This window comes from Mycobacterium sp. 852013-51886_SCH5428379, from assembly GCF_001665575.1.
Classification (GTDB): Bacteria; Actinomycetota; Actinomycetes; order Mycobacteriales; family Mycobacteriaceae; genus Mycobacterium.
On record NZ_LZSU01000020.1, the window covers coordinates 1 to 12435 of the forward strand.

Sequence of the window (12435 nt, forward strand, 5' to 3'; positions counted from 1 at the left end):
GGCGCGGCGGGCGACGGTGACCATGACCTCGGCGTTGCGGGGGGTGACGCCGGTCTTCCAGGCCACCAGCGCTTCCACGGAGCGGGCGCCGGTCATCCCCCAGAGCTCGTCGCGGTCGATCTCGGCGATGATGTCGATCAGCCGGCCGTCGATCGCGTTGCGCTGACCGGACAGCTCGGCGAACTCGTCGAACAGCACCTCGAGGCGGTCTTTCGGGCTGACCCGACTGACCAAAGGCACTGCCGCGCTGGACATGACCCCATTCAAGCAGCAGCCACCGACAAAAAATCTCAGTCGCCGGCGAAGGCCTTTCGCAACGCATCACACTGGCTGCGGAAGAACTTCCGCGACACGTCGGCCGTCGGCACGATCCCGTCGAATCCGTGGAACGCGCCCTGGACGACCTCGACCTCGCACGGCACCCCGGCGGTCCGCAACCGTTCGGCGTACGCCAGATCCTCGTCGTGGAACAGGTCCAGGCTGCCAACGCCCACCCAGGCCGGCGGCAGCCCAGCCAGATCCTCGCGCCGCGCGGGCACCGCGACGTCGCGATCGGCGTCACCCAGATAGGCCGACCAGCCGAAGCGGTTGCTGGCCTGATTCCACAACCGGTGGCCGGGGTTGTCCAGATCTTTGCGGTCCACCGTGCGGTCGTCGATCATCGGGTACACGAGCAGTTGATGGACCAGCGGCACCTCACCGCGATCGCGGGCGAGCAGTGCCAGCGCCGCGGCCAGCCCGCCGCCCGCGCTTGCTCCGCCGATCGCCACCCGCTCGGGGTCGACCGACGGCAGCTTCGCCAGCCACGTCAACGCGGAGTAGCAGTCCTCCAACGGCGTCGGATAGGGATGCTCGGGCGCCAGCCGGTAATCCACAGAGACCACGCTGATCCCGAGTTCGCTGGAGAACCGGCGGCACAGCTCGTCGTCCTGGGCGGCGGTGCCGATGACGTACCCGCCACCGTGGATCCACAGCAGGGCGGGGGCAGGGACGGGAATCCCCTTGGGCCGGAACAACCGGACCGTCACCCCCGAGGACAACGTCAGCTCTTCGATGTCCGGCGGGGTGTTCTTGCCGATGAAGCGGGTGACCATTCGCATGATCGGCAGCGTCACCGGAGTGACGGCCTGCTTGGGCATGTAGCGGGCGACCTTGCGTAGATCGGGATGGAAATCGGTGGTGGCGGGCACCCGACAAGTTCTACCCCGTATTGCCCTATTTGAGCAGCGGGTCACGCGGTAGGCCCAGGATCCGCTCGGCGATCGTGTTGCGCGTGATCTCCGAGGTGCCGCCGGCGATCGTCATGGCGCGGTTGCCCAGATAGGCCCGCGCCAGAGCCGGATCGCCGTCGGTGACCGCCGCAGCGCCGGCGAGTTCCATCCCCAGTTCGGTGATGTGCTGCGACTGCTCGGCGACCAGCAGTTTGGTGACGTTGCCCTCCGGACCCGGCTCGGCTCCGGCTATCGCGCGGCTGGCCCGGCGCAGGTTGAGCAGCCGAAGCGTATGAGCCTCGGCGATCACCGCCCCTACGGTCCGCACGCGGGTGGCTGCGACCTCGGCTGGCGCCGCGTCCAGCATTTCCACCAGCTGCTTCGGGCCGAACCCTGTCGGAGCGCCCGAACCGCCGCCGATCGAGATCCGCTCGTTGCCGAGCGTCGCGCGCGCCACCAGCCAACCGCGGTTGACCTCACCGACCACGTCGGCGTCCGGGACGAACACCTCGTCGAAGAACACCTCGTTGAAATGCGAGTCGCCGGTGATACCGCGCAGCGGGTTGACCTGTACCCCGTCCGCCGACATGTCGATCGCCATCATCGTCACCCCCGCGTGCTTCGGGGCGTCGACGTCGGTGCGCACAGTCGCCAGCCCCCACTGACACTGGTGCGCCAAGCTGGTCCACACCTTCTGTCCGGTCACCCGCCAGCCACCGTCGACCTTCTTGGCCGCGGTGCGCACCGCCGCGGCATCGGAGCCCGCGCCCGGCTCGGAGAACAACTGGCACCACATCTCCCGGCCCCGCAGTACCGGTTCGACCCAGCGGTCGCGCTGGTCGTCGGAGCCTGCCTGGGCGATCGTCAACGTGACCCAGCCGGTGATGCCCATGTCGGGGATATCGACGCCTCCCGAGCGGAACTCCTCCTCGATCACCAGCTGTTCGAGCGGCCCGGCCGCCCGGCCCCACGGCCGCGGCCAGTGCGGGACGAGATATCCGGAGTCGACCAGGAAGTCGCGTCGCTTCTCGACGGGCAGCTTGCGCCATTCGGCGGCGGCGGCCCGCGCGTCTTCGCGGTACCGCTCGCCCTCCTCGGGCAGCGTGAACGTGGCACCCGCCGCCCTGCCCGCACGCTGGGCGGCGACGATGTCGACCAGCGGATCGGCGCCCGCGCTCAGCACCGCATGCAGCACCCGGGCCCGGCGCAGGTACAGGTGCGCATCATGCTCCCAGGTGAACCCGATCCCGCCGTGCAGCTGAATGTTGTTCTGCGCGTTGCTCACCGAAGCGCGCAGTGCGTGCGCTGCGGCGACCGCGGCCGGGAATGCCGCACCGTCGAGGTCGTCGGCACGTGCGGCGTCCCACACCGCGGCGGTGGTCTGCTCGGCGTCGACGAGCATGTTGGCCGCATGGTGTTTGACCGCCTGGAACGTGCCGATCGTGCGACCGAACTGCTCCCGCACCTTGGCGTACTCCACGGCCATGTCCAGACAGGCCCACGCCACGCCCACGGCCTCGGCCGCCGCCAGGATGCGCAGCACGGTCCGCGCCCGGGCCGCCGCCCCGCGCAGCACCCGCCCGGCGGCCACGGCGACGTTCTGCAGGGTCACGGTGCCGATGCTGCGGGTGGTGTCCATCGACGGGGTCTCGGTGACGGTGACGCCCGGGGCGGCCGCGTCCACCACGACGACGTCGTCACCGGCGGTGAGCACGAGCACTGCGGCGTCGGGGGCACCCAGCACCGCGGGGCACTCGCCGTCGGCGCGGCCGGCGGAGGCGGTCACCGAACCGGTCGTGCCGAGCGCGCCGACCGTCGTCCCGCCGGCCAGACCCGGCAGCAGTTCCGCCCGGAGCGCCTCCGGGGCGCAACGGTCGAGCACCACGGCCGCGGCGACCGTCGGTAGGAAGGGGCCCGGGCAAATTTCGCGCCCCTGCGCCTCGAGCACGATCGCCAGCTCCGGGAGGCCGAAACCGGAGCCGCCGAACGCCTCGTCGACCGCCAGTCCGGGCCAGCCCAGCGCGGTGCCGGCCGACCAGATCTCGTCCGGATGGGACGCGCCGCCGTCCAGGGTCGCGCGGGCGGCGGCCCGTGCGCCCGCGCGCCCGAGGGTGCCGAGTGCGGCGTCGGCGAGACTGCGGTGTTCGTCGGTGATGGCCAGCGCTGAAATCCCCACGGTCCACGTCCTTGTCGCAATTTGACGGTTGTCGAGAGCTGCAGGCGGAGCATAACCGCCGGTCAGCCCGAATTATGAGCCAGATCACGATTACGGCACTTATGCGGCGGCAAACAAACCTCCGATCTTGCGGTTCGGAAGGCCGTAACGGGGGTATCGTTCGCCGCATGACCGTGCGACCGGACATCCGGTACCCAGGCCCTACTCCGTGGTCGCGTGCCAAGTGGCTGTTGGAGGCGCGTCCTGCGGATTACCTCCTGGCCATGAGCGTCGCTTCAGCGTCACTGCCCGTTGTCGGCAAACGTCTCGAGCCGCTCGGCGTGGCCGCCGCGATGAGCATCTTCGGACTGCGGATCGCCCCCGATTTCGTCGCCACGACGGCGCGTTCGATGCTGACCCCCGGCATCGGCGAGGTGAAGCGACGCGAACGCGATCAGACCCACGCGGTGTCCGAGGCCGCGCTGCGCGGCGTGGTCCCCGACGAGGACCTCGCCATCACCTGGCCCGCGCCGGAGAACAAGCCGCCGCTGTGGAACATGCGGGAGCACCGCCGCAACGTGTACCGGTCCTCGGTGCAGTACGGTCCGCTGCCCTCGCAGCTGCTCGACGTCTGGCGGCCCAAGGAGCTGCCGACCGAGCCGGCGCCGGTCCTCATCTTCGTCCCCGGCGGGGCGTGGGTGCACGGCAGCCGCATGCTGCAGGGCTACGAGATGATGGCTCATCTGGCCTCGATGGGTTGGGTGTGCCTGTCCATCGACTACCGCGTGGCGCCGCACCATCGCTGGCCGTCCCACCTGATCGACGTCAAAACCGCTATTGCCTGGGCGCGGGCCAACGTGGACAAATTCGGCGGCGACCGGAACTTCGTCGCGATCTCCGGTTCGTCCGCGGGCGGGCATCTCGCCGCGCTGGCCGGTTTGACCGGTAACGACCCCGAATTGCAGGCCGAGCTGCCCGAAGGCTCCGACACCACCGTCGACGCGGTCGTCGGGCTGTACGGGCGCTACTGCTGGGAGGATCGCTCGACGGCCGAGCGGGCCCGCTTCATGGAGTTCCTGGAGAAGGTCGTCGTCAACCGCAAGGCTGAGCGTCATCCGGAGATCTTCCGCAAGGCCTCGCCGATCGCCCGCGTGCATCAGGCCGCCCCGCCGTTCCTGGTGATCCACGGCAGCGGTGACACGATCATCCCCGTCAAACAGGCCCGTGATTTCGTCGAGCGGCTGCGCTCGGTGTCGCGTTCGGTGGTGGGATACATCGAATTGCCCGGCGCCGGACATGCCTTCGACATGCTCGACGGGGCGCGCACCAAGTCCATGGCCACGGCCGTCGGATTGTTCCTGCGCGAAGTTCACCGCAACCGTGCACTCGTCGGCGCGCAAGAGGTAATTTAGCTCCCTTCCGGGAGAAGGGCGCACGACGTGAAACGCCTCAGTGGGTGGGACGCGGTACTTCTGTACAGCGAATCACCGAATGTGCACATGCACACGCTCAAACTGGCCGTCATCGAACTCGACGACCTCGGTGACCGGAAGTTCGGTGTCGAGGAGTTCCGGCAGGTGATCCACAGCCGGCTCTACAAGCTCGACCCGTTCCGGTACGAGCTCGTCGACATCCCGTTCAAGTTCCACCACCCGATGTGGCGGGAGAACTGCGAGGTCGACCTCGAGTACCACGTCCGTCCGTACCGCGTCGAAAGCCCCGGCGGCAGAAGGCAACTCGACGAGGCCGTCGGTCGCATCGCCAGTAAGCCGCTCGACCGGTCGAAACCGCTCTGGGAGATGTACTTCATCGAGGGCCTGGCGGGCGGCCGGATCGCCGTACTCGGCAAGATCCATCATGCGCTCGCCGACGGTGTCGCCTCGGCCAACCTGATGGCGCGCGGGATGGATCTGCAGACCGGGCCGCAGCGCGACCGCGATTCCTACGCCACCGATCCGCCGCCCAGCCGAAGTGAATTGGTGCGCACCGCTTTCCGCGATCACCTCCGGCAGATCGGCAAGGTGCCGGCGACCATGCGCTACACCGCGCAGGGGCTGCAGCGGGTGCGCAGGAGCAACAAGAAGCTCTCCCCGGAGCTGACCCGGCCGTTCACCCCACCGCCGAGTTTCATGAACCACATGGTCGACAGCACAAGGAGATTCGCGACCGCGACCCTCGCGCTGGCCGATATCAAGCAGACCGCCAAGCACCTGGGCGTGACGATCAACGACATGGTGCTCGGCATCTCGGCGGGCGCGCTGCGCACGCTGTCGCTGAAGTACGACGGGCACGCGAAGCATCCACTACTGGCGTCGGTTCCGGTCAGCTTCGACTTCTCCCGCGACCGGATCTCCGGGAACTACTTCACCGGCGTGATGATGACGGTGCCCATCCAGCTGGCCGATCCGCTCGAGCGGATCCGAGCCGTGCACGACGCCGCCGTCGACGCCAAGGAGACCCACCACCTGATGGGTCCGGAGCTGGTGAGCCGGTGGTCGGCCTACATGCCGCCGGCCCCCGCCGAGGCGCTGTTCCGGTGGCTGGCCACCAAGGACGGCCAGAACAAGGTGCTGAATCTGCCGATCTCCAACGTCCCGGGTCCGCGCGAACCGGGCCGGGTCGGCGGGGCGCTGGTCACCGAGATCTATTCGGTGGGGCCGCTCACCACGGGCAGTGGCCTGAACATCACGGTCTGGAGCTACGTCGACCAACTCAACATCTCGGTGCTGACCGACGGCGCCACCCTCGACGATCCGCATGAACTGACCGACGCGATGGTCGAGGCGTTCATCGAGATCCGCCGCGCGGCAGGGCTTTCCGAGGAGCTGACGGTCATCGAGACCGCGATGGCGCCCTAGCCGCGCTGGGCGTGCACCCAGGTCAGGAACCGCTCGATCGCCTCGGCCGTGTAGTGCCCGCGCGGTGAGCCGTAGAAGTCGAATGCGTGCTGGGCGTGCGGGATCTCCGAGTACGCCACCGGCGCTGTCGACACCTTGCGCAGTTCTTCGACGAACTCGCGGCCCTCGGGCACCGGGATGATCGAATCGTCCGCGCCGTGCAGCACGAAGAACGGCGGCGCGTCCGGACGCAGCCGCGTGATCGGCGAGGCGTCCAGATAGACCTGCCGGTTGCGCGCGAACGGCTTCTTGACGACGAACTTCTGCAGGAATGCGATGAACTGCGGGCGGCCGCTGCCCTCGGTGGTGAACCAGTCGTAACGGCCGTACACCGGGACGGCGGCGACCACCGAGGTGTCGGCGTCCGGGAAGTCGGGCTGCCACTGCGGCTCGTTGGCGGTCAGGGCGAGCAGCGCGGTGAGGTGGCCGCCGGCGGAACCGCCACTGACAGCGACGAATTCGGGGTCGCCGCCGTAGTCGGCGATGTTCTCCTTGATCCAGGCCAGTGCCCGTTTCGCGTCGACGATGTGGGCGGGCCAGGTGTGGCGGGGGCTGACCCGGTAGCCGATCGACACACAGATCCACCCGCGTTCGGTCAGGTGGCTCAGCAGGGGGTAGGCCTGCGGCCGGCGCATCCCGATCGCCCAGGCGCCGCCGGGCACCTGCAGCAGCACCGGCGCCTTGCCGTCGCGCGGCAGATCTGACCGCCGCCAGATGTCGGCGACGTTGGCGCGGTGCGGGCCGTAGCGCACCGTACTGCTCTTCGTGACGTAGCGGCGCCGCGACCACCCGGTGCCGAACACCCCGGCCCGGCGGCGGGCTTTGCGCGCCGGATCGGATCCCGCCGCCACCGCGGCGTAGTCCTCGCCGAGGGCCTCGCGCAGTCCGGCGTCGAAGTACTTCTCGGACGTCACGTTGCGTCGCTGGATGAGCGCGAGCAGCCCCCACGTCACGACCTTGACCACCAACGCGATTCGGCCAGAACGGGTCGAGAAGTGCCCGAGCAGCGCGCGGCGCACGGTGTCGAGTACCGAGCCGGTCAGATAGAGCGGCGCGAGTTCAGAGGTCGGCCAGCCGAACGCGAACGCCGGAATGGTCGGATAGCCCTGACGGCCGAGCGGCTGAACTCCGTTGGCGGCGTTGGCCAATTCGACAGTGGCTGTGAGCAGGGGACGGGGGGTGAACAACGGGCGCAGAGCGCGCGGCAGCCGGGCAATTCTCGTGTTGTCTCTCGGCACAGTGCAGTCAGCCAGATTCTCTCGAATGTGCGGTGTCGGTGCCCGGGGGATAACCCGGGCTCAGGCCACCGAAACCCTGATGGTCGTCAGCCCAGCACCGGGAACCGGCGTTCACCCGCGAGTTCGTCGAGCGCCTGCTGCATGACGCGGCGCACGTGCGCGTCGACCTCGTCGATGTCGGGGTCGTCGCCGAACCCGGCGGTGATGTCGATAGGAGGCAGCACCCGCGTCACGATCTTCGTGGGCAGCGGCAGATTGACCGGCAGCACCGCCGACAGGCCGAACGGAAAGCCGAACGAGATGGGCAGGATCTTCGCGCGCAACAGCTTGTCGATGCGGGTCAGGCGGGCGAGCCATTCACCGCGGGTCAGATAGAACTGGCTCTCCTGTCCGCCGATCGACACCGTCGGGACGATCGGCACCCCGGCGTTGATCGCGGCCCGGACGTAGCCGGTGCGGCCGCCGAAGTCGATGCGGTTCTCCGCCATCGTCGGCCGGTACACGTCGTAGTCGCCGCCGGGGAACACCACCACGACACCGCCGGTGCGCAGCGCCTCGTCGGCATTGTCGTGGTTGGCCGCGATGAACCCGATCTTGCGGAAGAACCCCGCCTGCGGGCCGGTGAGCAGGATGTCGTGCGACAGCGTGTAGACGGGACGGTCGTAGCCGGCCTTCTCGTAGAAGCCCGAGGCGAACACCGGGACGTCCATCGCGAACAGACCGCCGGAGTGGTTGGACACGACCAGCGCTCCGCCCGTCTCGGGGAACGTCTCCAGGCCGTGCATCTCCGCGCGGTGGTAGGTCTTGAGGAACGGCCGCAGGACACTCATCACCCGCTCGGTGAATCCAGGGTCGTAGTGCGCGAGCTCCGATGACGCCACGTGTCCTCCTCGAGCGGAACTGGAACAAGTTCTAGTTTTAGAGTACCCAGACCGGCACCCAGTTTCCCAACCGTCGCTTCCCGGCCGGTTTCTGGACGCGGCCGCGCGGGCATCCGTGGGCCATGGCTCAACCCGACGAACTGCCCCTCGCCGACTACGACCAGCTCGCCCTGCCGGACCTGCGGCACCGCATCCGCTCGCTCGAGGAGCCGCAGCTGCAGACGCTGTTCGAGCACGAGACCTCCCACGGCAACCGCATCCCGGTGCTCGAGATCCTGCACGCCCGCCTCAAGGAACTGCACCAGGGCGCCGAACCGTCCGGCGGCGACCAACGGAACGCGCCGGGCGCCACGTCCACCTCGACCGGGTCGACGGTGCAGGAGAAGACGGCCGCCGAACCCAATACCCCGCTGCGCCACGGCGTCGCCAACCAGACCCCCGCGCGCGGCCGAACATGACAAGATCGGCCCAAACTGTAATCCGGACGCTAGCATCACCCGGGTGAGCGAAGCAGCCGAAACCGAAGCCGCCGTCCTGGTCGAACAGCGCGACCGAATCCTCGTCGTCACCATCAATCGGCCGAAGGCGAAGAACGCCGTCAACCTGGCGGTGAGCCAGGGGCTGGCCGACGCGATGGACCGCCTCGACGGAGATCCGGGCCTGTCGGTGGGTATCGTCACCGGCGCCGGTGGCTCGTTCTGCGCGGGGATGGACCTCAAGGCATTCGCCCGCGGGGAGCGGTGTGACATCGAGGGCCGCGGGCTCGGGTTCACCGAACGGCCGCCGACCAAACCGCTGATCGCCGCGGTCGAGGGCTACGCGCTCGCCGGCGGCACCGAGGTCGCGCTGGCCACTGATCTGATCGTGGCGTCGCGGGAGTCGGCGTTCGGCATCCCCGAGGTCAAACGCGGACTCGTCGCCGGCGGCGGCGGACTGCTGCGGCTGCCCCAGCGCATCCCGTACGCCATCGCGATGGAGCTCGCGCTCACCGGTGACAACCTCACCGCCGAACGGGCGCACGACCTCGGCCTGGTCAACGTGCTGGCCGAACCCCGCGGCGCGCTGGACGCCGCGCTGGAGCTCGCCGGACGTATCACCGCCAACGGACCGCTGGCGGTCGCCGCCACCAAGCGCATCATCGTCGAATCTCGCGGCTGGACGCCCGAGAACCAGTTCGCCGAGCAGATGAAAATCCTCATGCCGGTCTTCGCCAGCAAGGATGCGATCGAGGGTGCGACCGCGTTCGCCGAGAAGCGTCCGCCCCAGTGGACCGGCAGCTGAGACACGTCTTCACCGGCCACATCGCCGGGGTCGGCACCGAGGCGGGCGTACGGCTCGTCATCGGCAGCTGGCAGACGTCCCCGTTCGGCGCCTTCACCGACGTGATGGTGCAGCAGGCCGACGGACAGCGGGTGCTGATCGCGCCCACCCGGCAGGTGGCCGACTTCGTCGCCGGCACCTACCACTTCGACCGCGTCGAGGTGACCCCGGTGGACGGCGCGCTCGTCGGCGACCGGCTCACTGTGCGCAGCGCACCCCTGGGCCTGGACGTAGCGATCGGCGGCCCCGCACCGCTTGATCTGTTGCTGCGATGGGTGCCGGCCCGGCTGGCCGTCGCCCCGTGGTGGCTGCGGGCCATCGATCCCGTGGCGTCGCGAATGGTGCGCGGCGTGCACACGGCCGGGACGGCCGGGAACGGTCGACGCGAGTTCTACGGCGTGCGGCGGTCGAGGCGTGTGGTTGCGGTGTCGGGGCGTTACCGCGACGCCGACCTGGGTGCGCTGACCCGCCTCGAACCGCCCGTCGACTTCGGCTTCGCCTCCGCCCCGTCGACCCCGCAGATCGTCGCGGTGACCACCACCATCATCGAGGCGCCCGGGTTTCGCCCGGGCGCCGGAGGGAAACAGTGACCGCATGGACACCCTGGCCAAGATCGGACGCGCCGAACGACGGATCGTGAAGGTGCAGCGACGGCTGTGGCTGGCGCAGCTGCTGATGTGGCCGACGGTGCTGCTCACCGGTGCCGGGGTGGTCGCGGCGGTGGCGCTGGTGGTGCGCCGGCGCAGCCGCGGGGGCCGGCACGAACTGCCGGAGACCCCGGGCGCCCACCGTGCCGACGGGGACGCCGCGGGCACCGACGGTCAGCTGCCGCACCTGCAACCGCCGGGTGCTTGACCTGAACCTGGCTCGAGGTTGCACTATGACCGTGTGACTGCAGCTGCCTATCTCGACCGCATCGGATTCCACGGCGAGGCCCCGCCGACCCTGGAGGCACTGCAGGCGATCGTCGCCGGACACCTCCGGTCGATCCCGTTCGAGAATCTCGATCCGCTGCTGGGGGTACCGGTCGCCGATCTGAGCGCACCGGCGCTGGCCGCGAAACTCGTGCAGCGCCGCCGCGGCGGCTACTGCTACGAGCACAACGGTCTGCTCGGATATGTGCTCGAGGCGTCGGGATTCGGTGTGGTGCGGTTGGCCGCGCGGGTGGTCTGGATGAAGGACGACGGCGTACTGCCCGCCCAGACCCACCAGCTCTTGGCGGTCACGGTGCCCGGCGTCGACGGCCGATTCCTGGTCGACGTCGGCTTCGGGGGCCAGACGCCTTCCGCGCCGCTGCGGTTCGAGACCGACACCGAACAGCCCACCCGCCACGAGCCCTACCGGATCCGGGCGGTGGCCGACGGGCCCGAGGACTACGTCGTCGAGTCCCTGATCAACGGCACGTGGCATCCGCTGTATCTGTTCTCCGACCGTCCGCGGCCGCGCATCGACCTCGAGGTCGGCAGCTGGTACGTCTCGACCCATCCGAATTCGGTGTTCGTGGTCGGGCTGACGGCATCGCTCGTCACCGACGACGCCCGCTGGAACATGCGCGGCCGCAACCTCGCCGTCCACGCGAACGGTGGCACCGAACGCACCCGATTCGACACGGCCGCAGAGGTTCTCGACACCCTCGTCGGGCGCTTCGGTATCGATCTCTCCGACGTGGGGGAGCGCACCGACATCGAAAAGCGGGTGCACGAGGTGCTCGACACCTAGGCGCCACGCCCCGGGCGACACCAGCAGGAATCGTCATGTCCCTGCCGCGCGATCCGGACCATACTCATGGCTGTGAGCGAGCCGGCGACCCCTGCGCGCAGAGACCGACTGCGTGAACTGCTCGACGCCGTCGTCGACGCCGAGAACGCGGCCGTCGGAGACATGGCGCGCAGCAGCTTCTCCTCGGAGTTCCACTTCTCCCGGGAGATCCGCAGGCTGACCGGCGAAGCCCCTGCCGCGCTGCGCCGCCGCATCATCCTCGAGCGGGCGGCGTGGCGGCTGCGTCGCGGCGAACCGGTCTCCGCCGTCGCCGCGCAGGAGGGCTGGTCCTCACCGGAGGTTTTCTCGCGGGCCTTCCGCCGCACGTTCGGGGTGCCGCCGTCACGGGCTGCCGAGGTGGACTTCCGGGTACCGGCGCCGAACGGACTGCATTTCCATCCGCCGCAGTCGCTGTGGCTGGATGGCGACGACCGAGACGACGAAGCCGGGCCCGGCGGTCGGGCCCCCGACACCGTCCGCCTGATGGTCGCCCACGACATCGCCGACACCGCATACCTCATCGACTGCGCGACCGCACTCTCGGAACACCAATGGCGCCAAGAACTCTGGCCGGGACACCAGGTGCTGGACTGGGACGGACCGGAACCGGGAGTCGGCGCGGTGCTGTGTGCGACGGTCTGGACCAAGGCCGTGTGGCTGGCGACGATCGAGGGCCGCGACTATCCGGAGCGCGTGTCGGCCGCGACGGCCACACCCGTCGAACTCGCCGAACACCACCGCGAGGTGGGGCAGCGCTGGACGGCGATGGTGGCCGAGTGCTCGGCGGCGGGCCGGATGGGCGACACCGTCATCGACGCGCTGTGCGATCCGCCGGAGTCGTTCCAGCTCAACGGAATCGTCGCGCACGTCTTGACCTACGCCGGGCACCGGCGCGAACTGGCCCGGACGATGCTGGCCCGGCTCGGCGTGCCCACCCGGCGCGGCGATCCACTCGAATGGATGCGGGAGAACTGA

General features: G+C 69.4%; 13 protein-coding genes. 8 read left to right on the plus strand and 5 right to left on the minus strand.

Annotated elements, in window-relative coordinates:
• The 3 genes from A5757_RS09370 to A5757_RS09380 form a co-directional block, all read right to left on the minus strand.
• Positions 1-255 (minus strand): DUF222 domain-containing protein (locus A5757_RS09370; RefSeq protein WP_066832427.1); only part of this gene is annotated, 255 nt, incomplete at its 3' end.
• A gap of 35 nt (positions 256-290) precedes the next feature.
• Positions 291-1139 carry an alpha/beta hydrolase gene (locus tag A5757_RS09375; protein WP_066832430.1) on the minus strand — a complete coding sequence of 283 codons (849 nt, stop codon included), beginning with the start codon at positions 1137-1139 and terminating at the stop codon, positions 291-293.
• Positions 1140-1215: 76 nt separating this feature from the next.
• Positions 1216-3387, minus strand: coding sequence for an acyl-CoA dehydrogenase (locus A5757_RS09380; protein ID WP_066832338.1), 2172 nt, complete (start codon positions 3385-3387; stop codon positions 1216-1218).
• Between the two features lie 167 nt (positions 3388-3554).
• Between A5757_RS09380 and A5757_RS09385 the strand changes: the two genes are divergently transcribed.
• Positions 3555-4778, plus strand: coding sequence for an alpha/beta hydrolase (locus A5757_RS09385; protein WP_066832342.1), 1224 nt, complete (start codon positions 3555-3557; stop codon positions 4776-4778).
• 27 nt (positions 4779-4805) lie between these two features.
• Positions 4806-6224, plus strand: coding sequence for a wax ester/triacylglycerol synthase family O-acyltransferase (locus A5757_RS09390; RefSeq protein ID WP_066832345.1), 1419 nt, complete (start codon positions 4806-4808; stop codon positions 6222-6224).
• Here A5757_RS09390 and A5757_RS09395 read toward each other — a convergent pair.
• Together A5757_RS09395 and A5757_RS09400 are read right to left on the minus strand one after the other, a co-directional pair.
• Positions 6221-7459 (minus strand): alpha/beta hydrolase, encoded by a 1239-nt coding sequence (locus A5757_RS09395; RefSeq protein ID WP_066832433.1) that lies wholly within the window; start codon positions 7457-7459, stop codon positions 6221-6223. The genes A5757_RS09390 and A5757_RS09395 overlap by 4 nt on opposite strands.
• Positions 7460-7587: 128 nt before the next feature.
• On the minus strand, positions 7588-8331 hold the full coding sequence (locus tag A5757_RS09400; RefSeq protein WP_082929387.1) for a 1-acyl-sn-glycerol-3-phosphate acyltransferase: 744 nt from the start codon (positions 8329-8331) through the stop codon (positions 7588-7590).
• Positions 8332-8504: 173 nt separating this feature from the next.
• Here A5757_RS09400 and A5757_RS09405 point away from each other — a divergent pair, with 173 nt between their 5' ends.
• From A5757_RS09405 to A5757_RS09430, 6 genes are all read left to right on the plus strand, one after another.
• Positions 8505-8840, plus strand: a complete 336-nt coding sequence (locus tag A5757_RS09405) for a hypothetical protein (protein ID WP_066832358.1) — start codon at positions 8505-8507, stop codon at positions 8838-8840.
• Between the two features lie 34 nt (positions 8841-8874).
• Positions 8875-9663, plus strand: coding sequence for a crotonase/enoyl-CoA hydratase family protein (locus A5757_RS09410; protein ID WP_156618278.1), 789 nt, complete (start codon positions 8875-8877; stop codon positions 9661-9663).
• On the plus strand, positions 9648-10292 hold the full coding sequence (locus tag A5757_RS09415; RefSeq protein WP_231983935.1) for a hypothetical protein: 645 nt from the start codon (positions 9648-9650) through the stop codon (positions 10290-10292). Before A5757_RS09410 ends, A5757_RS09415 begins: the two co-directional genes overlap by 16 nt.
• A 4-nt stretch (positions 10293-10296) precedes the next feature.
• A complete protein-coding gene (locus tag A5757_RS09420) occupies positions 10297-10557 on the plus strand; it encodes a hypothetical protein (protein WP_066832364.1) in 261 nt (86 codons plus the stop codon).
• A gap of 33 nt (positions 10558-10590) precedes the next feature.
• Entirely contained in the window at positions 10591-11421 is an 831-nt protein-coding gene (locus A5757_RS09425) for an arylamine N-acetyltransferase (RefSeq protein ID WP_197497302.1), read from the plus strand.
• A gap of 66 nt (positions 11422-11487) precedes the next feature.
• Positions 11488-12435, plus strand: a complete 948-nt coding sequence (locus A5757_RS09430; protein WP_066832370.1) for a helix-turn-helix domain-containing protein — start codon at positions 11488-11490, stop codon at positions 12433-12435.